Genomic DNA, 21,050 nt, shown 5'->3' with positions numbered 1-21,050 from the left:
GGTGTCAGCCGACGTGGACCCACGGACGCCGGGTGACGTCCGGCTCGGCCTCCCGCAGCACTTCGCGCGTCACCGGGGCGATCTCGCCTTCGCCGAAAGCCAGGAACCGCAGGAGGTTGGTGAACGGATTTCCCTCCGTCCAGCGGAAGTAGATGTGCGGCATCAGCCCGGTGACGTCGCGGATGTGCAGCAGCACGGAGGCGATCGTGTTCGGAACAACCGGCCCGTGGACCTCCAGGATCTGGTACCCGTGCCGGGTGACCCCGCGGACCTCGAGCGCGGTCTCGAAGTCGGAGGAGTCGTCCACCACGACTTCGAGGAACAGCGCCTGGGAATCCAGCGGGAGGTGGCTGACCTCGATCGCGGACGTGAGCTTGTCCAGGTACGCCTGGGCACTTAGCCTCAGCGGCTCGTGGGCAATGATCGCGATCGGGCCGGATTCGTTGGCGGCCAGGAATTCCAGCGCCGGGGTGTCCATCCGCACATGCGTGGCATGGAGCTCGAAGGAGCGCCGGATGCGCGAGAGCAGGGAGATCACGATGTTCCCGATGATAAAGAACGCGGCGATCCGGATGCCTTCGGGCCGCTCGAAGATGTTGGCCACCGTGGTGTAGATGAACACGACGGCGATGATGCCGAAGCCGATGCTGCGCTTGCGCTGCCGGTGGCTACGCGCGGACAGCGTCACGGCAATCGCCGCCGACGTCATCAAAACCAGGACGCCGGTGGCGTAAGCGCCGCCCTGGGCATCGACGTCGGCGTCGAACAGCCAGGTGATCAGGAACCCCACCAGGGTGAACACCAGGACCAGCGGCCTGACCGCACGGGCCCATTCCGGAGCCATGCCGTACCGGGGCAGATAGCGCGGCACGAGGTTCAGCAGCCCGGCCATGGCGGAGGCGCCCGCAAACCACAGGATGCCGATGGTGCTCAGGTCATAGACGGTGCCGAATCCGTTTCCCAGGTATTCGTGCGCGAGGTAAGCCAAGGCGCGCCCGTTCGCCTGCCCGCCGGGCTGGAACTCCTGCGCCGGGATCAGGACCACCGTGGTGAAGCTCGTGGTGACGAGGAACGCGCTCATGATCAGGGCCGCCGTCGTCAGCAGCCGGCGGGCACCCTTGATCCGGCCCTGGGGGTTCTCCTCGGTGTCATTGGCGTGGCCGCGGATCTGCGGCATCACGGCGACGCCGGTCTCGAAGCCGGACAGGCCCAGGGCCAGCTTGGGGAACACGAGCAGCGCGATGCCCACCACCATCAGTGGGCTCCCGTGCTGGGTGGTCAGGGCCAGCCACCAGTTGTCGACCGCCACCGGGTGCTGCAGGACCTCGAAGATCGTGGTGATGACCACGACGACGTTCAACCCGAGGTAAATGCCCACCAGGACGACGGCGACGCCGATCGCCTCCTTGAAGCCGCGCAGGAACACGGCGGCGAGCAGGGCCAGCAGGAACAGCGTGACCGCGACGTTCTGGCCCTGCATCCAGGCGGGGGCGAACGGGTTCTCGATCGCGTGCGCTGTTGCGTCCGCGGCGGAAAGCGTCATGGTGATCATGAAATCGGTAGCCGCGAACCCCAGCAGCACCAGGACGAGCAGTTTTCCGCCCCAGCGCGGCAGCAGCCGTTCCAGCATGGCGATGGAACCTTCGCCGCGCGGGCTTTCGCCGGCCACACGGCGGTACACCGGCAGCGCACCCAGCAAGGTCACTGCAACCAGGACCAGGGTGGCCAGCGGCGAAATCACGCCGGCCGCGAGCGCGGCGATGGCGGGCTGGTACCCCAGGGTGGAGAAGTAGTCCACGCCCGTCAGGCACATGACCTGCCACCACGAGTGCTTTTTCAGGTGGCTGTCGCTCACGGCCCCTGGCCCCTGATGGATTCCCTTGGCGTCCTGCAGGCCGAACAGCAGCCAGTTCCTGAAGTGTTCCCCGGCGCCGGGCCGCGGCGCCGAAGGGTCTGCCGGGGGCCGGCTGAGGGTGGTCATGATGTCCTTTCCACGCGGCACACCGCGCCGCTTCCGTCCGCGACAGTACCAGCCCCCGCAGCCGCTGCGACCGTCCGGCGAACAATCCTGACAGTTCCTTAACGCGGCCCTCTATCCCGGTGTTTCTGGTGCCGGTCCGGGTTCCTGCCGCGTCGCCGGCATCGCCTCCAGGTGACAGAATGACGGCATGGCACGTGGAACGCTGCGGATCTTCCTGGGGGCCGCGCCCGGAGTGGGCAAGACCTACGAAATGTTGGAGGAAGCCCACCGCCTCGGCGGGCGCGGCGACGACGTTGCCGTGGCGCTGGCGACGGACCACGGCCGCGCCGGAACACGGGCACTGCTGCAGGGCCTCGAGGTCATCCCGCCCCGCCGCGCGAGGTACGGGGGTTCCACGCACGAGGAAATGGATCTGGACGCGGTCCTGACCCGGGCCCCCGGGACTGCGGTGGTGGACGAATACGCCCACTCCAACGTCCCGGGTGGCCGGAACCCGAAGCGCTGGCAGGATGTCGACGAACTCCTCAGCGCCGGGATCAATGTCCTGTCCACGGTCAACATCCAGGACCTGGCGTCCCTCGGCGACGTCGTCAGCGCCGTCACCGGGGTCCGGCCCGCGGAGACAGTGCCGGACGACGTCGTGCGCCGCGCCGACCAGATCGATCTGGTCGACATCCCGCCTGATCTGTTGCGCCAGCGGTTGAGCGAGGGCAAGATTTATGCCGCGGACAGGATCGATGCGGCCCTGTCCAGCTATTTCCGGCTCGGCAACCTGAGCGCGCTGCGCGAGCTCACTCTGCTATGGCTGGCTGACCGGGTTGACGAAGGGCTGGCGAAATACCGGGCCGAAAACGGAATCCTGGACAGCTGGCCTGCCCGCGAGCGCATCGTCGTGGGTCTGACCGGGGGTCCGGAGGGCGAAGCGCTCATCCGGCGTGGGGCACGCATCCTGACCCGTGTCAGCGGCGGAGATCTCCTGGCAGTCCACGTCCGCGCAGCCAAGCGGGTCGCCTCGGAATCGCCGCAGGCGCTCGAACAGCAGCGGCGGCTGGCCCAGGACCTCGGCGGCAGCTACCACATCGTGGCCGGAGAAGACCCGGCGGCCGCCCTGCTGGACTTTGCCCGCAGCGTCAACGCCACCCAAATCGTTGTCGGCATCTCGCGGCACAAAAACCTCGCTGGCCTGCCGGGCCGTGTCCTGGGCGGCGGGGTCGGCACCCGCGTAGTCCGGGGTTCCGGGGACATCGATGTCCACATGGTCTCGCACCCGCTCGGCGCCCAGGGCACGGGTTGGCCGCGCCCCGGCGATCTTGGCCGGGCCCGAATCGCTGTAGGCCTGCTCTTGGCGGTGCTCCTGCCCGCGCTGCTGCAACTGCTGCTGGTCTTCGTGAATCCTGACCACAGCGTCGCCACCGCTATGCTCGTCCAGCTGAGCGGCTCCGTTGCGGTCGCCCTGGTGGGCGGCCTGTGGCCCGCGGTCCTGGCGGCCCTGTGGAGCAGCCTGCTGGTGAACTACTTCTCCACGCCCCCGACCGGCAACCTGATCATCAGCGATCCGCAGAACTTTCTGGCGCTCTTCGTCTTCCTGGGGGTGTCGTCGGCGGTGGCAATGGTGGTGGATCTGTCTGCCCGTCGTTCGAAGGAGGCCGCCGGGGCCAGGGCCGAGGCCACCACCCTCAGTGATCTCACCCGCGGGGCAGCCGGCTCCGAGGACACTGTTCAATCGCTGCTCGAGCAGGCCAGGACCGTCTTCCAAGTCCGCGGGACGGCCCTCCTCAGCCGGGGGAACAAGGGCGACGGAGCCTGGCGGCTCCTCGCGTCCGCCGGCGAGGTCCCGGATCCGGCACCGCGGCCGGCCCCGGACGGGCACGACCCGGAGGGGCACGACCGGGCCACCGGCGAAAGTGCTGACCGCGAAAACATCGAGGAGATCGACTCCTCGACCAGGCTGGTCCTCTACGGACGGATCCTGCCGGCCAGTGACCGGCGCCTCCTCGCGGCGTTCGGTATGCACTTGGCCGCCCAGCTGGAACGACAGCAGCTCGTGGCCAGCCGGCGGGAAATGATGCGCCTGGCCGAGAGCAACACCATGCGCACCTCCATCCTCCGCGCGGTATCGCACGATCTGCGGACGCCGCTGGCCGGGATCAAGCTCGCCGTCGGCGGCCTCCGGCAGACCGGCGTCCCGTATACCCCGCAGGAAGAACAGGAACTGCTGGCCACGATCGAGGAATGCTCTGACCGGCTCGATGTGCTGGTCGGCAACCTGCTGGACATGTCCCGTCTCACGTCCGATTCGGTTCGCCCACACCTGCATCCCCTCCGCTGGTATGAGGTCATCCCCGGCGCACTGCACGGCATCCCGCCGGACCGGGTGCGCGTGGAGCTCCCGGCCAACATGCCCGAGGTCGATGCCGATCAGGGCATGCTGGAGCGCGTCGTCGCGAACATTGTCGAGAACGCGGTCAAGTACGCTCCGGATTCAGACATTGTGGTGGCGGGGGCCGCCGGCGGGCTCAGTCCTGCCGCCCTCGCTGGCCGGCCCGCGGGCGAGCTGCGCATCATCGACCACGGCCGCGGCATCCCCGCGGAACGGGTCCTGGACATGTTCCGCCCGTTCCAGCGCCTCGACGACTCCGCCCAGGCCGCCGGCGTCGGGCTGGGATTGGCCGTGGCAAAGGGATTCACTGAGGCGATGGCCGGCCGGCTCTCGGCAGAGCCGACGCCGGGCGGCGGCCTGACCATGGTGATCACCCTCCCGCTCTCCACCGGGGAGCCATTCGACGCCTCACCCGGCGGCGCCCCGTTCGCGCCCCAATCGGCGCTGGCCGGCCGCCGCACCCTGCCCGCGCCGGCGCCGTCAGCGGCGCCGTCAGCGTCGTCGGTTTCCCCGCAGGACACCGTATGACGGCCGTCCTCGTCGTCGACGACGACCCGCACCTGTTGCGGGCCCTGAGGATCACCCTGCAGGCCCACGGCTACACGGTCACCACCGCCGTGGACGGGACCTCGGCGCTGCTGGCAGCCACCCAGAACCCGCTCTCACTCATCATCCTGGACCTCGGCCTGCCTGACATTGACGGGACCCGCGTCCTCAAGGAGCTGCGCGGGTTCAGCAGCGCGCCGGTCCTGGTGCTCTCCGCAAGGCACGGCTCCGAAGACAAAGTCGAGGCTCTCGACGCCGGCGCGGATGACTACATCACCAAACCGTTCGGCCTCGATGAGCTCCTGGCCCGGCTCCGGGCGCTGCTGCGCCGCAGCGTCGAACCGGAGCACGAAGCGGTGGTCAGGACAGATGCCTTCACCGTGGACCTGGCCAAGCACCGGGTGACCAGGGACGGCGCGGACGTCCGGCTGACCCCCACGGAATGGAAGATTCTGGAGGTTCTGGTCCGCAATCCGGAAAAGCTCATCACCCAGCAGCAGCTGCTCTCCAGGGTCTGGGGTCCGGCCTACGCCAAGGAGACCAACTACCTCCGGGTTTACATGGCGCAGCTGCGGCGCAAGCTGGAGCCGGATACCGCCAGCCCGCGCCACCTGCTCACCGAGGCCGGCATCGGCTACAGGTTCATGCCGTGATGGTTTTTCGATGCCGCCGCCGGCAATGGATACTGGGGCAATGACTAATCGCAGCCCGCTCAACAGGGACGATGCCGATCCGTCGCCACTGCCCGAGATCCCGGCGCAGCTGCGGGCCGTCCTGAACGGAATCCCGGCACTCGTGGGCTATTGGGACACGGGACTGCGCAACCGCCTGGCCAACGACGCCTACTGCGAGTGGTTCGGATTCGCGCCCCGGCAGCTCCACGGCATGCATGTCCGGGACGTGCTCGGCGAGACCGTCCTGGAGGCCAACCTGCCGCACATCGAGGCGGCACTCGCCGGGGAGCGGCAGCAGTTCGACCGGACCCTGGTGGATGCCGCGGGCCAGTCCCGCTTCACCGAGGTGACCTACACCCCCGACACCCAGGGCGGCGCGGTGCAGGGCTTCTTCGTCCTGGTCACGGACATCACCGAGCGTGTGCTGGCCGACCGGCGCCGGCAACGGGACATGGACCGGTACCGTGCCCTGGCGCGGAGCGTCCCCGGCGTCTTCGTCCTCCTCTTCGACGCCGAGCTGCGCTACCTGATCGCCGAAGGCCAGGAACTGGAGACCTTCGGCTACCGCAGGGAAGAGCTCGAGGGCCAGCGCATCCAGGACGTGCTTAAGGGCAACCTGGCCAGCGAGCTCGAGCCGCGCTACCTCGCGGCCCTCGCCGGCCGCGAGGTGTCCTGGAACCGGCAGATCGGCCACCGCACCTACCGGCTGAACGCCGGGCCCGTCTACTCCGACGACGAGGCCGCTGCCGGCATGGTGGTGGCGGTTGATATCACCGAGCGCCTGCAGCAACAAAAAGTTTGGGAGGCTTTGCACGAGATAGCCACCGAAGTTGCCCGCAACGCGGCCCCCGCAGCCATCTCCGAGCGGGTCGCCGCGATTGTCCGCGACCTGTTCAACGTCGATTCCGCCGCCGTCGTCCGTTTCACGGGCGCGTCCTCGGCGGAAATCGTCGCCATGGCGCCGATGCTCCCGCCGACGCTGAGCCGGCGGCAGATCTTCGCCCCGACGGACGAGTCGGCCACTGTACGGGTGGCCGTGACCGGCAAGCCGGCCCTGGTTCGCTACCGGGCGGAAGGTGGACAGGCAGCGGAGCAGATGCGCGCCGGCGGCTTCCAGTCCGCGGCGGCGGCACCGATCCGGGTCGGAGGCAGCCTGTGGGGCGCCGTGAGCCTGACGTCGAAGTCGCGCACCGGGGTCACGGAGGCGATGATGGAGCGGCTGGCCCAGTTCGCGGAGCTTGTCGAGATCGCCATCGGCAACACGGAGGCCCGGACCGACCTCGAACAGCAGGCCACAACCGATGCGCTCAGTGGCTTGCCCAACCGGCGGGCCCTGGAACGGCACCTCGCCGAGCACGTTGCGCAGGCCCGCAGCCGCGGGACACGCCTGAGTGCCGTCGTCCTGGATATCGACCACTTCAAGAGGGTCAACGACACCCACGGCCACCTGACGGGCGACGTGGTCCTGGCGGAGGTCGCGGCCAGGCTCCGGACGCTCGCCCGCGCCCAGGAGATCGTGGCCCGATTCGGCGGCGAGGAGTTCGTGTGGCTGCTCCCGGAGACGGACGGCGCCGAGGCCCTGCGCGCCGCCGAACGCGCCCGCAAGGCCATCGCGTCCGAACCGTTCGGGGAAGTAGGTTTCCTGACAATCTCCGCCGGAGTCTGCGAGCAAAGCGACGCCGCGGCCGGCTCGCTCCTGGACTGCGCGGACCGGGCCCTGTACGAGGCCAAGAACGGCGGCCGCAACCGCACGTCCCGCTACGGCCACGCCAGCCCGGCGGTTCAGTCTGCCCCCGCCGGTCAGGCACAAAACGGGCAGGCACGGAACAGGCAGGCACCGAACGGCACTGACACACTCGGAGCCTAGATCTCCGCGGGGAGCCTAGACGAAAGCGGACTTTCCCGTCACGGCCCGCGCCACGATCAGTGAATTGATTTCGTAGCTGCCCTCATAGGTGTAGAGAATCTCGGCGTCGCCGAAGAGCTTGCCCATTTCATAGTCGCTGCTGATGCCGTTGCCGCCCATGAGGGACCGGCCCATCGCCACCGAGGCACGCGCCAGCCGCGTGGTGGTCGCTTTGGCCATGGCGGCCTGGACCATCTCGAGCTTGCCCTCTTCCTGGATGCGCGCCAACTGGGCCATCAGCGCCAGAGAGGCGGTCGCGTTGCCCAGGATCTCGGCGAGCTGCTGCTGGATGAGCTGAAAGCGGGCCAGTTCCTTGCCGAACTGGCGGCGCCGCAGCGAATAGGCGCGCGCGACGTCGAACGCGGCCAGCTGGATGCCGGCACCCTGCCAGCCCACCCAGGCCCGCGAATCGCGCAGGAGCTCGTTGGCCTTGGAGAAGCTGGTGGCGCCGGGCAGCAGGTTGGCCGCCGGGATCCGGACCTCGTCGAGGACGATGTCCGCGTTCTGCATGATGCGCAGGCCGATCTTGTTGGCGATCTTCGTAGCGGTGTAGCCGGGCCGGTCCGTCTCCACGATGAAGCCCTTGATGTGCTGGTCAGCGACGTCCCGGGCCCAAACGAGGGCGAAGTCCGCGATGGTGCCGGCGCCGATCCAACGCTTGGCACCGTTGAGGACCCACTCGTCGCCGTCCAGCCGCGCGGTGGTTTCCAGGCCGCCGGCGATGTCCGAGCCGTGCTCCGGCTCCGTCAGGGCGAACGCCCCGAGCTGGGTGAACGCGGTGAGGCCGGGAAGCCAGCGCGCCTTTTGTTCCGCCGAGCCCAGCTCGTCGATCATGCCGACGATCAGCTCATTGTGGATCCCGACGAGCGCCGAGAGGGACACGTCGGCGCGCGCCACCTCGACGTACATGAGCCCCTTGAAGAGCTTGGACGTACCGTCCGTCTGCAGCCCGCCCAAACCGTATTTGCCGAGTTCAGCGAGCAGCCCGAAGGGAAACTCCTCGCGGTTCCAGTAGTCGATTGATGCGGCCCGGATCCGGGACTGCAGGAATTCGCGGACCTCCTGGTACCGGAGCTGTTCGTCCGGCGGCAGCAGGTCCACGATGTACATGAGGTCGGCGTCGGGAAACGGCGGCTCCGCCACGGCAACGGGTGCGGCGACCGCTGTGTTGGATCCCGCTGTGTTTGATTCCGCAGTACTTGATTCGGCTGTGTTGTCCGCTCTCGCGACCGGTCCGCTGGCACGTCCTTGTGGCTGCACGGGCACGTATCCCTTCGTCATGCAACGCCTGCAGAGCAGCGCCGCCCTTCCAAACCCTTGGATGTCCTAGTATATTGCACAGTGACGGGGATCACTAGGCGGGCAGTGTGCCGGGCCGGTGGATCCCAGGCAACGACGCCGTGCCACCGACCGCCCGGAACGGCAGCGCCAGAGGACTTCGAAAGGTGCACCATGACCGTGACTGAGGAATTCCGGGCCGCGCGGGACCGGCTGCTGGCCCTGCGCGGGGACTACGACGGCGCCCGCAACGAATTCCAGTGGCCCCGCTTTGAGGAGTTCAACTTCGCACTGGACTGGTTCGACCAGCTCGCTGCGGATCCGGCGAAGGCGGACAGGCCTGCGCTGGTGATCGTCGAACAGGACGGGTCCGCGACCCGGCGCAGTTTCGCTGACCTCTCCCGGCGTTCGTCCCAGGTGGCCAACTGGCTGCGCGGGGCAGGTGTGCGGCGCGGGGACCGGATGGTCATCATGCTGGGCAACCAGGTGGAACTCTGGGAACTCATGCTGGCCGGCATCAAGCTGGGGATCGTCATGATTCCCACCACCACGCTGATGGGACCGGCCGACCTCCAGGACCGGGTGGAGCGCGGCGGTGCGGCCTGGGCCGCCGTCGGCAGTGCCAACATCGCGAAGTTCGCCGACGTCGCCGGTGACTACACGCTGATTGAAGTCGGCGCCAGCGCCGGGGACTCCGCCGCTGCCCAGGACAATGCCCAGGTCAATGCACTGCAGTACTACGGCGCGGATGCTGCCGCGGCCGGTGCGGATTTCACCCCGGACGCCCCCACCCTGGCCGACGAGACGCTCCTGCTGTACTTCACCTCGGGCACCACGTCCAAGGCCAAACTCGTCGAACACACGCACACCTCCTACCCGGTGGGACACCTGTCCACGATGTTCTGGATCGGGATGGAACCGGGCGACGTGCACCTCAACGTGGCCTCGCCGGGCTGGGCCAAGCATGCCTGGTCCAATGTGTTCACCCCCTGGATCGCCGAGGCGTGCGTGTTCATCTACAACTACGAACGCTTCGACGCCAGGGCGCTCATGGAGCAGATGGACCGCGAATCCGTGACCAGCTTCTGCGCCCCGCCCACGGTCTGGCGGATGCTGATCCAGGCCGATCTCACGCTGCTCAAGAATCCCCCCACCAAGGTGGTGTCCGCCGGCGAACCGCTCAACGCCGAGGTGATCGACCAGGTCCACCGCGCATGGGGGCAAACCATCCGGGACGGCTTCGGCCAGACCGAATCCACCGTGCAGATCGCGAACACGCGGGGCCAGCCAATCAAGATCGGCGCCATGGGCAAGCCGCTGCCCGGCTACGACGTCGTGCTGGTGGACCCCGCCACGGGTGAGGAGGCCGACGACGGCGAGCTCTGCCTGCGCCTCGACCCCCGCCCCGTGGGGCTCATGAAGGCGTACTACGGCGACCCGGACAAGACGGCGGAGGCTTTCCGTGACGGCTACTACCACACGGGCGACATGGCGAGCCGGGACGAGCGCGGCATCATCACGTATGTGGGCCGCGGCGACGACGTCTTCAAGTCCTCCGACTACCGGCTGTCCCCGTTCGAACTGGAGAGCGTGCTGATTGAGCACCCGGCGGTGGCGGAGGCCGCCGTCGTCCCCTCCCCTGACCCGCTCAAGCTGTCAGTGCCCAAGGCGTTCGTGGTCCTGGCGGCCGGCCACCAGCCGGGCCCCGAGCTGGCCGAAGACATCCTGCGGTACTGCCGGGAGCACCTGGCGCCGTTCAAAAGGATCCGCCGGCTGGAGTTTGCCGAGCTCCCCAAGACGATCTCCGGCAAGATCCGGCGCGTGGAGCTGCGGCACAGCGAGGAAATGCGCCACGGCGGCGGGCCCGTCCCGGAAGGCCTCGGCGTCGAGTACTCCGACTCCGATTTCCCCGGGCTCAAGGGGCAGGGCTGAACATGGGAACACCGCTGCCGCGAGATCCGATTGCCGACGCCCGGCTGAACTGGGAGCGCCACGGCTGGTCCGACGTCGCCGCCCCGATGGCCGCCATCACCGCGATCATGCGGACCCAGCAGATCCTGCTCGGCCGGATCGAGGCGGTGCTCAAGCCGTTCGGGCTCACCTTTGCCCGGTACGAGCTGCTCGCGTTGCTCAGCTTCGCCCGCAGCGGGGCGCTGCCCATGAACAAGGCGAGCGCGCTGCTGCAGGTCCATCCCACCTCAGTGACCAACGCTGTGGACCGGCTCCAGGAGGCCGGGCTGGTGATCCGCTCGCCGCACCCCACGGACGGCCGCACCACCCTGATCGAGCTCACCCCGGAAGGCCGCACCCTGGCCAAACGGGCGACGGCGGTGCTGAACTCCGAGGTCTTTGGCCAGTCCGGCTTCGCGGACCAGGACGTGGACCAGCTGATCCGGATCCTGGGCACATTCCGCCGGAACGCCGGTGATTTCAGCGGCTGAGGCCCGGGCCACGGGTGAAGCCCGGTGGCCGCGGCTAAGATCATGGAGTGAAAAAGCAATCCTGCGGTGTCTGCGGTTCGAGCGTGTACTTTGAAAATTCGGTCTGCCTGCACTGCGGAACTAACTTGGCATACCTGCGGGACGCCCGCGCCATAGTCGCAGCAGGCAGTCAGGGACAGTACACCGATGAGTCGGGAGCCATCTGGCACCGGTGCGCCAATTCTTTGCTTTCCGGTTGCACTTGGCTTGCCCCGGAGGGCGGCGGTCAATGCTTCAGCTGTGAACTCACGCGGACTCGACCAAACGACAGCGACGCCAAGGGCCTATCGCAGTTCGTTGCGGCTGAGCGGGCCAAGCGTCATCTCATCGCGGAGCTCGATGGGCTGGGCCTGCCGATCATCACGCGCGCAGAAGACCCTGACGGGGGACTTGCTTTCGACCTGTTGTCCAGTGTCAAGGAAAATGTGGTGATCGGTCATGCTGACGGTGTGATCACCATCAATCTGGCCGAAAGCGACGATGCCTATCGAGAACGAATGCGTACCCAACTCGATGAACCCTACCGGACGATGCTCGGGCATTTCCGGCATGAAGTGGGGCACTATTTTGAAACGGTGCTGGTATTCAGCGATGACGGACGGACTCGCGAGGCGCGCCATCTCTTTGGCGACGACACCAAGGACTACCAGGCAGAGATAGACCGCCACTACAGCGAAGGCGCCCCGGCGGACTGGAACGAACGGTTCATCTCAAAGTACGCAACCATGCACCCGTACGAGGACTTTGCGGAGTCGTTCGCCCATTACCTTCACATCTGCGACACCCTCGAGACCGCCCGGGAATTCGGACTCATCCCCAGCACTCCCCGGGGGACCTCTTTCCAGGAACGTGTGGAAACCGAATGGCTGCCGCTCTCCCTTGCCCTGAACCAGGTCAACCGCAGCATGGGGAAAGACGATCTTTACCCCTTCGTCCTTTCCGGCGCAGTTATCGACAAGCTTGAGTTCGTCCACGGGCTGCGCACCTCCGCGTCGGCCGCCGGATAGGGAATGCCCCGCCCGCTGACAACGAGGGCGTCCCGGCAGGCAGCAGGAGGCCGGGCAGGAGCTATTCAGTGCAGGATTGGACCGGAGTATCGTGGTGCGGAGCCGGACAGTGCCGTCCGGCCAGGCAGCAAGCAGTGCTCACAGCGCGTCCATTGGCGATCGCCTAGGAGTGGCCATGACTTCGCCCAGCGTCCCCATACCGCAGCCTCCCACGAAGCCGGTCGTCGGCAATTTGCCCGACATCGACTCCAGCAAGGGAATCCTGGGAATAGTCGAGGTGGCCGAGCGGTATGGCCCCATTGTCCGCATCCAGTTCTTCAACCGCAGCGTCATCGCCATCTCCTCCCAACAGCTCGTCAACGAAGTGTGCGACGAGTCCCGGTTCGGCAAGGTTCTCGGCGTCTCCCTGCGGCAGGTACGGGACTTCATCGGCGATGGCCTTTTCACCGCAAGGACCGAAGAACCGAACTGGCAAAAGGCGCACCGGATTCTGATGCCGGCGTTTGGGCCCGCCGCGCTGAAACGAATGTTCGCCGGCATGGACGACATCGCCGAGCAGCTGCTCCTGAAGTGGGAGAGGCTCGGCCCCGCTGCCCGGATCGACGTTCCGGACAACACCACCCGGCTGACCCTGGACACCATTGCCCTGTGCTCGTTCAGCTACCGTTTCAACAGCCTCTACCGCGAAGAGATGCACCCCTTCGTCGGAGCCATGGTCCGCTCCCTCGTTGAATCGGGGGAACGGGCCCGCCGGCTGCCGGTTCAGAACAAGATCATGCTGCGCCGCCGCCACCAACTGGAGGAAGACCACGCCCTGATGTTCGAGGTCGCCGACCAGATGATCCGCGACCGTCGGCGCAACCCCAGCCCGGCGGGCAGCGAAGACATCCTGGACACCATGCTCAACGCCGCCGATCCGGTGACCGGGGAGCGGCTGAGCGAGGAAAATGTCCGCTACCAGATGGTCACCTTTCTGGTGGCCGGGCATGAGACCACCAGCGGCCTGCTCTCCTTTGCGCTGTATGAGCTATTGCGCCACCCGGAGGTCATGGCCAAGGCGCGCGCCCAGGTGGACGAGGTCCTCGGCACCGAAAGCGCCCGGTTCGAACACCTGCCCCGACTGGGGTACCTGGACCAGATCCTCAAGGAGACCCTCCGGCTGTGGCCTACCGCCCCGGCGTTCAATGTCGCCCCGTTCGAGGACACGACACTTGGCGGCCGCTACGAAGTCCCGGCGGGCCAGCCCATCCTGGTCCTGATCCCGCAGCTGCACCGGGACAAGGCGGCGTGGGGCGAGGACGCCGAAATCTTCGATCCTGACCGGTTCTCCCCCGTTCGGGCCGCCGAAATCCCTGCCAATGCCTGGAAGCCCTTCGGCAACGGGCAGCGCTCTTGCATCGGCCGGGGATTTGCCCTGCAGGAGGCCATGCTCTTCCTGGCCAAGCTCCTGCAGCGCTTCGAGGTCACGGCGGCGGACCCGGGTTATGAGCTGCAGATCAAACACACGCTGACCATGAAGCCTGAAGGGCTGTTCATCCACGTGCGCAGGCGGGACGTCACCATCGCGCCCGGCCCCCGGGCCGACGTCGAACAGGCCCGGCATGCCGAAGCCGCAGCCGCGGCCGCCGCGCCCAACGGCGTCCCGATCCGGGTGCTCTACGGTTCCAATGCAGGCACGTCCAAGGACTTCGCCCAGCGCCTCGCCAACGACGCCGGACGGCGCGGCTACAGCCCCACCATCGGTCCGCTCGACGAGGCGGCCGGCGGGCTGCCCACGGAGGGGCTCGTCGCGATCGTGGCGTCCTCCTACGAGGGGCAGCCGCCGGACAACGCCCGAAAATTCGTGGCCTGGACCGAGGGCCTGCGGCCGGGTGCCCTCGCCGGGGTGCGGTACACGGTCTTCGGCAACGGCAACAAGGACTGGGCACGGACGTACCAGGAGGTGCCCAAGGCCATCGACGCCCGGCTCGAGGCTGCCGGTGCCACGCGGATCTATGCCCGGGGCGAAGCCAATGCCCGCGGCGATTTCTTCGGCGATTTCGAAGAGTGGTACGCGGGATTCTGGCCCGCGGTGGACGCCGCCCTGGGGCAGCGGACCAGCCCGCCGACAGCGCAGCCCGAGCTGGAACTGCAGTTCGTCGGGAACGTCCGGGACCCGATGCTGCGCCAGAACGGGCTGGCGCTGGGCACGGTCGTCGCGAACCGGGAACTGGTCGATCTGGCCAAGCCCGGTGCCCGGTCCAAGCGGCATGTCGAGATCGCCCTGCCCGAGGGAATGAGCTACCGGACCGGGGATTATCTCGCCGTGCTGCCCCTGAATCCGAGCGAACTCGTGCAGCGTGCCCTGGCCCGTTTCAACCTCGACTACGACTCGCACGTCCAGCTGACCATGGAGCGCGGGGACACCTTCCTGCCCACGGGCGCGCCGGTGGCCGTGGGCGAACTGCTGAGCAGCTACGTGGAGCTCGCAGTCCCCGCCACCCGCGCCCAGCTCGAGGACCTGGCGGATGTCGCGGCGGATCCTGCCCACCGCGGCGACCTTGAGGCCCTGGCCCAGGACCGGGGGCGGTACGCGGCCGAGATCCTCGACAAGCGCGTTTCCATCCTTGACCTGCTGGAGACGTATCCGTCATGCCAGCTGTCGTTCACCTCGTTCCTGCAACTGCTGACCCAGCTGACTCCCCGGCGGTACTCCATCTCCTCGTCCCCGCTCTGGAGCCCCGACCACGTGACCCTGACCTTCGCCGTCGTCCAGGCTCCGGCGTGGTCCGGCCGCGGGGTCTTCGAAGGGGCCTCGTCCACCTACCTCGCCCAGGCCAGGCCGGGGTCAAGGGTGGCGGTTACTGTCCGGCCCTCGAACGCGGCCTTTCACCCGCCGCCGTCCCTGGCGGTCCCGCTCATCATGGTCTGTGCGGGGACGGGGCTGGCCCCCTTCCGCGGGTTCGTCCAGGACCGGGCGCTGCGGGCCGAGGCCGAGGAGACGACGCCGGCACCTGCCCTGCTGTTCTTCGGCTGCCGCGCCCCGGACACCGATTTCCTCTACCGCGCGGAACTCGCGTCGTGGGCGGACCAGGCCAACCTCGATCTGCGGCCGGTCTTTTCCACCGCCCCCGAGGACGGCCTGAAGTACGTCCAGGACCGGCTTTGGGCGGACCGGGCCGACGTCGTCGAGCTGGTCCGGCAGGGCGCCACGGTCTACGTCTGCGGTGACGGCAAGCACATGGCGCCGCAGGTCCGGGACACGTGCGCCCTCATTTACCAGGAAGCGACCGGCGCCTCCAGGGCGGAGGCCGAGGCCTGGATGGATGAAGTGGAGCGCACCCACGGCAGGTACGTGGCCGACATCTTCACCTGAGGCCGGCCGGCTGCTCCCGCGGCCGGGCCGGTGCCGCCTAGCGGTGGTTGAACTCCGGCGGCCGCTTCTCGGTGAAGGCGGCCATGCCTTCCTTCTGGTCCTCGGTGGCGAACAGCGAGTGGAACACGCGCCGTTCAAACAGCACGCCCTGGGCAAGCCCGGTCTCAAACGCGGCGTTCACCGCTTCCTTGGCCACCATCGCCACCGGCTTGGATTTGGACGCGATCACTTCGGCGGCTTTCAGCGCCTCCTCGACGACGTCCGCGGCTGGGACCACCCGGGACACCAGGCCGGCGCGTTCGGCCTCCTCGGCGTCCATGAAGCGGCCGGTCAGGATCATGTCCATCGCCTTGGACTTGCCCACTGCGCGGGTCAGGCGCTGCGAGCCGCCCATGCCGGGGAGCACGCCAAGGTTGATTTCCGGCTGGCCGAACTTGGCGTTGTCCCCGGCGATGATGAAGTCGCACATCATCGCCAGCTCGCAGCCGCCGCCGAGCGCGAAGCCGGACACGGCTGCCACGACGGGGATGCGGAGCCGGGTGAAGTCCTCCCAGCCGCGGAACCAGTCCGCCGCGTACATGTCCATGTAGCCCTTGGACTGCATTTCCTTGATGTCCGCGCCGGCCGCGAAGGCCTTCGCCGAACCGGTCACCACCACGGCACCGACCCCCGGGTCCGCGTCCATCCCGGCGACTGCCTTCACCAGCTCGTCCATCGTGGCCTTGTTCAGGGCATTGAGGGCTTCGGGCCGGTTGAGCGTCACGAGGCCCACGCGGCCGCGGCGCTCCACCAGGATGTTTGCGTACTGTTCCGTCATGGGTGGTCCCCTTCGGTGGTGCTGGTCTGGTTCTGGTTCGGATGTTGCGCGTTGGCTTCGGTCCGGGACTAGTGCCCGGCCGTGCCTGCCTCGGATTTGCCTGCTTCCGACTTTTCACGGATGTCGGTGATGATGCCGGAGAAGTCCCGGCCGGCACCGCCTTCCGCGGCAAACGTATCGTAAATTTCGGCCGCGAGCGGCCCAAGCCGGGCGGCAACACCGGTGCTCTGCAACGCGTTGAGGGCCAGGTTGAGGTCCTTGGCCATGAGCGCTCCGGCGAAGCCCGGCCGGTAGTCCCGGTTGGCGGGGCTCGTCGGGACCGGACCGGGCACGGGGCAATTGGTGGTCAGCGCCCAGCACTGTCCCGAGGCGGCGGAAGCGACGTCGAACAGTGCCTGGTGGGTCAGGCCGAGCTTCTCGCCCAGCACGAAGGCCTCACTGACGGCGATCATCGAGACGCCCAGGATCATGTTGTTGCAGATCTTGGCCGCCTGGCCGGCACCGTGGGCGCCGCAGTGGACCACCCGCTTGCCCATGACTTCCAGCAGCGGCTCGACGGCCTCGAAGTCCTCCGGGAGGGCACCGACCATGAACGTGAGCGTGCCGGCCTCGGCGCCCACCACGCCGCCGGACACGGGGGCGTCGACGGCGCGGTGGCCGGCCGCGACCGCGAGTTCTGCGGCCTCCCGGGCCTCGTCCACGTTGATGGTGGAACAATCCAGGAACATGGTGCCCGGTGCGGCGGCTTCGAGCAGGCCGGGCGTGCCGCCCGTGCCGCGGTAGGCGTCCAGCAGGTGTTTGCCGCTGGGCAGCATGGTCAGCACGACGGCGGCGGCCGTCGCCGCCTCGGCAGCCGTCCCGGCAGTGGGAATGCCGTGCTCCCGGGCGGCGTCCAGGGCCGCCGGCACGACGTCGAAACCGGTCACCCGGTAGCCGGCCTTGACCAGGGTGACGGCCATGGGGCCGCCCATGTGGCCCAGGCCGAGGAAGGCGATGGTGCCGGTAACCGGGACTCCTGCGTCAGACATTGTTCTTCTCCTTGTTCTTCCCCTTGTCCTTCTCCTTCGGAGTCAGGTTCAGTTCGCGGCCGCCCAGCGGGGCGAAGTAGGCCTCGACGTCCGGCCCGGTGACCTCGGCGAGAGTGGCGGGCTTCCAGCGGGGATTGCGGTCCTTGTCCACCACCTGGGCGCGGATGCCTTCACGGAAGTCCGGGCCGTCGAGGAAGCGCAGGCCGACGCGGTATTCCTGTTCCAGCGCCTGCTCCAGCCTCAGGCCGCGGACCCGGCGCAGGGATTCCAGCGCCACCTTGACCGCCGTCGGCGACTTGGCCTCGATGGTGTCCGCGGCTGCGGCGGCCTCCCCGCCCGCCTCTCCGCCAAAGGCCCGCAGCCGGCGCAGGATTTCCTCGGCGTCGTCGCTGGAGTAGCAGGCGTCAATCCATTCCTGCTGTGCGGCCAGGACTGACGCCGGTGCCGGTTCGGCGAATCGGGCGACGGCGGCCTCGGCCGCCTCGGTTTCGAGCGCTGCCGCCAGGTCCGGCAAGTGGCCGGAGGGCACGAAGCAGTCGGCGAGGCCCAGGAACAGCGCGTCCGCGCCGCTCAGGTGGGCCCCGGTCAGGGCCGCATGGGTGCCGGTTTCCCCCGGCGAGCCGGAGAGCAACAGGGTGCCGCCGACGTCGGGAACAAACCCGATCGTCGTTTCGGGCATGCCCGTGCGGGTGCGTTCGGTGACGATCCGTACGGAGCCGTGGGCGGAGATCCCCACGCCGCCGCCCAACACCAGCCCGTCCATGAACGCAACGTACGGCTTGGGGTATTCGGAGATGAGCAGGTTCAGCCGGTACTCGACCGCCCAGAAGTCCGCGGTGGCGTCACCGCCGTCGAGCATGTCCCGGTAGATGGCCACGATGTCACCGCCTGCGCACAGGCCCCGGTCGCCGGCGCCGCGGACCAGCACCGTGGCCACGGCGTCGTCGTCGGCCCAGAGCGTGAGCTGTTCGAGCATCGCGGCGGCCATCCCGGCCGTCAGGGCGTTGACGGCCGCGGGCCGGTTGAGGGTCACGACGCCGAGGCGGCCGCGCCGTTCAAACGTCACATCCCCGGCCAAGGGTTCGCCGGGCGCTGCTGCGCCGTCCGCTTCCCGCGAAGCTTCCGCCCCCATCAGCTGCCTTCCGGCATGACGAAGCTGCTGCCGGAACGGATGCCGGAGGGCCAGCGGCTGGTGACCGTCTTGGTCTTCGTGTAGAAGCGGAACGCATCGGCCCCGTGCTGGTTGAGGTCGCCGAATCCGGACGCCTTCCAGCCGCCGAAGGTGTAGTACGCAATCGGCACGGGGATGGGGACGTTGATGCCCACCATGCCCACCTGGACCCGGCTGGCGAAGTCCCGGGCGGCGTCGCCGTCGCGGGTGAAGATGGCCACGCCGTTGCCGAACTCGTGTTCGCTGCAGAGCCGGAGAGCCTCGTCGTAGTCTTCGGCGCGGAGCACGCTGAGGACCGGGCCGAAGATTTCCTCCCTGTAGATCTTCATGTCCTTGGTGACGTTGTCGAACAACGTGGGCCCGATCCAGAAGCCGCCGTCGTAGCCTTCCACCTTCAGGCCGCGGCCATCGGTCACCAGGCTCGCGCCTTCCTCGACGCCGGAGGCGATGTAGCCTTCGATCCGGTCCTTCGCGGAGGCCGCCACTACCGGGCCGAAGTCGGAATCCTTGGCGAGGCTGTGGCCGACCTTGAGGCCGGCGATCCGCTCCTGCAGCTTCTCCACGAGGATGTCCGCGGTCTTCCGGCCGACCGGAACGGCCACCGAGATCGCCATGCAGCGCTCGCCCGCGGAGCCGAAGCCTGCCCCGATCAGGGCGTCCGCGGCCATGTCCAGGTCCGCGTCGGGCATGATCACCATGTGGTTCTTGGCGCCGCCGAAGCACTGCGCGCGTTTGCCATTCGCCGCGGCGGTGGCGTAGATGTACTGGGCAATGGGCGTGGAGCCGACGAACCCGATGGCCTGGACCCGGGGATCCTCCAGCAGCGCGTCCACCGCTTCCTTGTCCCCGTTGACGACGTTGAAGACGCCGTCGGGGAGGCCCGCTTCGGTGAAGAGCTCGGCCAGCCGCAGCGGCACGGAGGGGTCCCGTTCGGAGGGCTTGAGGATAAAGGCGTTGCCGGCTGCGAGCGCCGGGCCGGACTTCCACAGCGGGATCATGGCCGGGAAGTTGAACGGCGTGATGCCGGCAACGACGCCGAGGGGCTGGCGCATCGAGTGCACGTCGACGCCGGTTCCGGCGTTGTCCGAGAACTCGCCCTTGAGCAGGTGCGGGGCGCCGGCGGCGAATTCGACCACTTCGATGCCGCGCTGGATGTCGCCCTTGGCGTCCGGGAAGGTCTTGCCGTGCTCGGAGGACAGCAGGGTGGCGAGCTCGTCCATGTGCTCGTTGACCAGGTCCACGAACTTGAGCAGGATCCGGCCGCGGCGCTGCGGATTCATCGCGGCCCATTCCACCTGCCCCTTTTCGGCGCTGGCGATCACGTTGCGCACTTCCTCGGTGCTGGCCAGCGGCAGCCGGGCCTGGACCTCGCCGGTGCAGGGATCAAAGACGTCGCTGAACCGGCCGGAGGTGCCGTCAACCCGCTGTCCGTCGATGTAATGGGATAGTTCTCGAACCATGACCGAATGCTCCTTTGCATGTGACCTAGATCATCTCTGCAGCCGAATATACTCGGACTTCCTACTAATTTCCAGAGGACAGAGCCGGCCGGCGGCTTCGTCCGGGGGCCAAGTTCGGTAAGTTAGGGACTGTGAAGATTGCTACCTGGAATGTGAACTCGCTCCGTGCCCGCGCCGACCGTGTGGAGGCCTGGCTTCGGCGCACGGACTGCGACGTCCTGGCCATCCAGGAAACCAAATGCAAGGACGAGAACTTTCCGTGGGAGCTCTTCGAGAGCATGGGCTACGAGGTGGCGCACTTCGGCCTGAGCCAGTGGAACGGCGTCGCGATCGCCTCCCGGGTGGGACTCGCCGACGTCGAACGCACCTTCCTGGACCAGCCCGTGTTCGGCAAGAACGGCAAGGACGCCGTGCAGGAGGCCCGCGCCATCGGCGCCACCTGCGGCGGTGTCCGGGTCTGGAGCCTCTACGTCCCCAACGGCCGCTCCCTCGACGACGAACACATGCCCTACAAGCTCAACTGGCTGGACATCCTGAAAACCCACGCCGGCACCTGGGTCAAGGAGGACCCCGAGGCGCAGATTGCACTGATGGGCGATTTCAATATCGCGCCGCAGGACGACGACGTCTGGGACATCGACTTCTTCCGTGCCAACGCCATGACCCACGTCAGCGAGCCCGAGCGGGCCGCCTTCCATGCCTTCGAGGAGGCCGGCTTCCAGGATGTGGTCCGCCCGCACACCCCGGGACCCGGGGTCTACACCTACTGGGATTACACGCAGCTCCGCTTCCCGAAAAAAGAGGGCATGCGGATCGACTTCATCCTCGCCTCCCCGGCCCTGGCGGCACGGGTCACCGGTGCGATGATCGACCGCGAGGAGCGCAAGGGCAAGGGCGCCTCGGACCACGCCCCGGTGATTGCGGAACTGGCGGACTAATGGCTGCCGCCCAGGGAAGCGTCGTGATC

The 21,050-nt window shown here is 68.0% G+C and carries 14 protein-coding genes; 8 read left to right on the top strand and 6 right to left on the bottom strand.

Going from position 1 to position 21,050, the window contains the following annotated elements; translation table 11 throughout:
• Window positions 1-4: 4 nt before the first annotated feature.
• Window positions 5-1,981 carry an amino acid transporter gene (locus tag B5X90_RS09825; RefSeq protein WP_079552499.1) on the bottom strand — a complete coding sequence of 659 codons (1,977 nt, stop codon included), beginning with the start codon at window positions 1,979-1,981 and terminating at the stop codon, window positions 5-7.
• A gap of 187 nt (window positions 1,982-2,168) precedes the next feature.
• On the opposite strand from B5X90_RS09825, the gene B5X90_RS09820 reads away from it, so the two are divergent.
• The 3 genes from B5X90_RS09820 to B5X90_RS09810 are packed head-to-tail and all read left to right on the top strand — an operon-like array spanning window position 2,169 to window position 7,448.
• The gene (locus tag B5X90_RS09820) at window positions 2,169-4,889 is read left to right on the top strand and encodes a DUF4118 domain-containing protein (protein WP_079552417.1); all 2,721 of its coding nucleotides are present in this window, start codon (window positions 2,169-2,171) and stop codon (window positions 4,887-4,889) included.
• Complete coding sequence (locus B5X90_RS09815) at window positions 4,886-5,560, top strand: response regulator (RefSeq protein WP_079552415.1); 675 nt, start codon at window positions 4,886-4,888, stop codon at window positions 5,558-5,560. The genes B5X90_RS09820 and B5X90_RS09815 overlap by 4 nt, the downstream gene beginning before the upstream one ends.
• A gap of 40 nt (window positions 5,561-5,600) precedes the next feature.
• A complete protein-coding gene (locus tag B5X90_RS09810; RefSeq protein WP_179129096.1) occupies window positions 5,601-7,448 on the top strand; it encodes a sensor domain-containing diguanylate cyclase in 1,848 nt (615 codons plus the stop codon).
• Window positions 7,449-7,463: 15 nt separating this feature from the next.
• On the opposite strand, the gene B5X90_RS09805 is transcribed toward B5X90_RS09810, so the two are convergent.
• Entirely contained in the window at window positions 7,464-8,597 is a 1,134-nt protein-coding gene (locus B5X90_RS09805) for an acyl-CoA dehydrogenase family protein (RefSeq protein ID WP_256860162.1), read from the bottom strand.
• A 342-nt stretch (window positions 8,598-8,939) separates the two neighbouring features.
• Between B5X90_RS09805 and B5X90_RS09800 the strand changes: the two genes are divergently transcribed.
• The 4 genes from B5X90_RS09800 to B5X90_RS09785 all read left to right on the top strand — a co-directional run bounded on the left by B5X90_RS09800 (window position 8,940) and on the right by B5X90_RS09785 (window position 15,607).
• Window positions 8,940-10,697 (top strand): AMP-binding protein, encoded by a 1,758-nt coding sequence (locus tag B5X90_RS09800; protein ID WP_079552408.1) that lies wholly within the window; start codon window positions 8,940-8,942, stop codon window positions 10,695-10,697.
• A gap of 2 nt (window positions 10,698-10,699) precedes the next feature.
• On the top strand, window positions 10,700-11,206 hold the full coding sequence (locus B5X90_RS09795; RefSeq protein WP_028277447.1) for a MarR family winged helix-turn-helix transcriptional regulator: 507 nt from the start codon (window positions 10,700-10,702) through the stop codon (window positions 11,204-11,206).
• 47 nt (window positions 11,207-11,253) lie between these two features.
• Complete coding sequence (locus B5X90_RS09790) at window positions 11,254-12,252, top strand: zinc-binding metallopeptidase family protein (protein WP_079552406.1); 999 nt, start codon at window positions 11,254-11,256, stop codon at window positions 12,250-12,252.
• 175 nt (window positions 12,253-12,427) lie between these two features.
• Window positions 12,428-15,607: a bifunctional cytochrome P450/NADPH--P450 reductase gene (locus B5X90_RS09785; protein WP_079552404.1), complete on the top strand. Its 3,180-nt coding sequence runs from the start codon at window positions 12,428-12,430 to the stop codon at window positions 15,605-15,607.
• 37 nt (window positions 15,608-15,644) lie between these two features.
• On the opposite strand, the gene B5X90_RS09780 is transcribed toward B5X90_RS09785, so the two are convergent.
• From B5X90_RS09780 to B5X90_RS09765, 4 genes are all read right to left on the bottom strand, one after another.
• The gene (locus B5X90_RS09780; RefSeq protein WP_079552402.1) at window positions 15,645-16,424 is read right to left on the bottom strand and encodes an enoyl-CoA hydratase; all 780 of its coding nucleotides are present in this window, start codon (window positions 16,422-16,424) and stop codon (window positions 15,645-15,647) included.
• 68 nt (window positions 16,425-16,492) lie between these two features.
• Entirely contained in the window at window positions 16,493-17,452 is a 960-nt protein-coding gene (mmsB, locus tag B5X90_RS09775; RefSeq protein ID WP_079552400.1) for a 3-hydroxyisobutyrate dehydrogenase, read from the bottom strand.
• Complete coding sequence (locus tag B5X90_RS09770; protein ID WP_079552398.1) at window positions 17,445-18,584, bottom strand: enoyl-CoA hydratase/isomerase family protein; 1,140 nt, start codon at window positions 18,582-18,584, stop codon at window positions 17,445-17,447. Before B5X90_RS09770 ends, mmsB begins: the two co-directional genes overlap by 8 nt.
• Window positions 18,584-20,083 (bottom strand): CoA-acylating methylmalonate-semialdehyde dehydrogenase, encoded by a 1,500-nt coding sequence (locus B5X90_RS09765; RefSeq protein ID WP_079552397.1) that lies wholly within the window; start codon window positions 20,081-20,083, stop codon window positions 18,584-18,586. The genes B5X90_RS09770 and B5X90_RS09765 overlap by 1 nt, the downstream gene beginning before the upstream one ends.
• 131 nt (window positions 20,084-20,214) lie before the next feature.
• Here B5X90_RS09765 and B5X90_RS09760 point away from each other — a divergent pair, with 131 nt between their 5' ends.
• The gene (locus B5X90_RS09760) at window positions 20,215-21,021 is read left to right on the top strand and encodes an exodeoxyribonuclease III (RefSeq protein WP_079552396.1); all 807 of its coding nucleotides are present in this window, start codon (window positions 20,215-20,217) and stop codon (window positions 21,019-21,021) included.
• Window positions 21,022-21,050: the final 29 nt, after the last annotated feature.

Source organism: Arthrobacter sp. 49Tsu3.1M3, from assembly GCF_900168135.1.
Lineage (GTDB): Bacteria > Actinomycetota > Actinomycetes > Actinomycetales > Micrococcaceae > Arthrobacter.
The sequence above is the reverse complement of the archived record's forward strand: the minus strand, read 5'-3'. Positions and strand labels throughout refer to the sequence as shown.

Coding starts and splice junctions, on each gene's coding strand:
- B5X90_RS09825 (WP_079552499.1), bottom strand. CDS start 1,981: ATGACCACCCTCAGCCGGCCCCCGGCAGACCCTTCGGCGCCGCGGCCC.
- B5X90_RS09820 (WP_079552417.1), top strand. CDS start 2,169: ATGGCACGTGGAACGCTGCGGATCTTCCTGGGGGCCGCGCCCGGAGTG.
- B5X90_RS09815 (WP_079552415.1), top strand. CDS start 4,886: ATGACGGCCGTCCTCGTCGTCGACGACGACCCGCACCTGTTGCGGGCC.
- B5X90_RS09810 (WP_179129096.1), top strand. CDS start 5,601: ATGACTAATCGCAGCCCGCTCAACAGGGACGATGCCGATCCGTCGCCA.
- B5X90_RS09805 (WP_256860162.1), bottom strand. CDS start 8,597: ATGTACATCGTGGACCTGCTGCCGCCGGACGAACAGCTCCGGTACCAG.
- B5X90_RS09800 (WP_079552408.1), top strand. CDS start 8,940: ATGACCGTGACTGAGGAATTCCGGGCCGCGCGGGACCGGCTGCTGGCC.
- B5X90_RS09795 (WP_028277447.1), top strand. CDS start 10,700: ATGGGAACACCGCTGCCGCGAGATCCGATTGCCGACGCCCGGCTGAAC.
- B5X90_RS09785 (WP_079552404.1), top strand. CDS start 12,428: ATGACTTCGCCCAGCGTCCCCATACCGCAGCCTCCCACGAAGCCGGTC.
- B5X90_RS09780 (WP_079552402.1), bottom strand. CDS start 16,424: ATGACGGAACAGTACGCAAACATCCTGGTGGAGCGCCGCGGCCGCGTG.
- mmsB (WP_079552400.1), bottom strand. CDS start 17,452: ATGTCTGACGCAGGAGTCCCGGTTACCGGCACCATCGCCTTCCTCGGC.
- B5X90_RS09770 (WP_079552398.1), bottom strand. CDS start 18,584: ATGGGGGCGGAAGCTTCGCGGGAAGCGGACGGCGCAGCAGCGCCCGGC.
- B5X90_RS09765 (WP_079552397.1), bottom strand. CDS start 20,083: ATGGTTCGAGAACTATCCCATTACATCGACGGACAGCGGGTTGACGGC.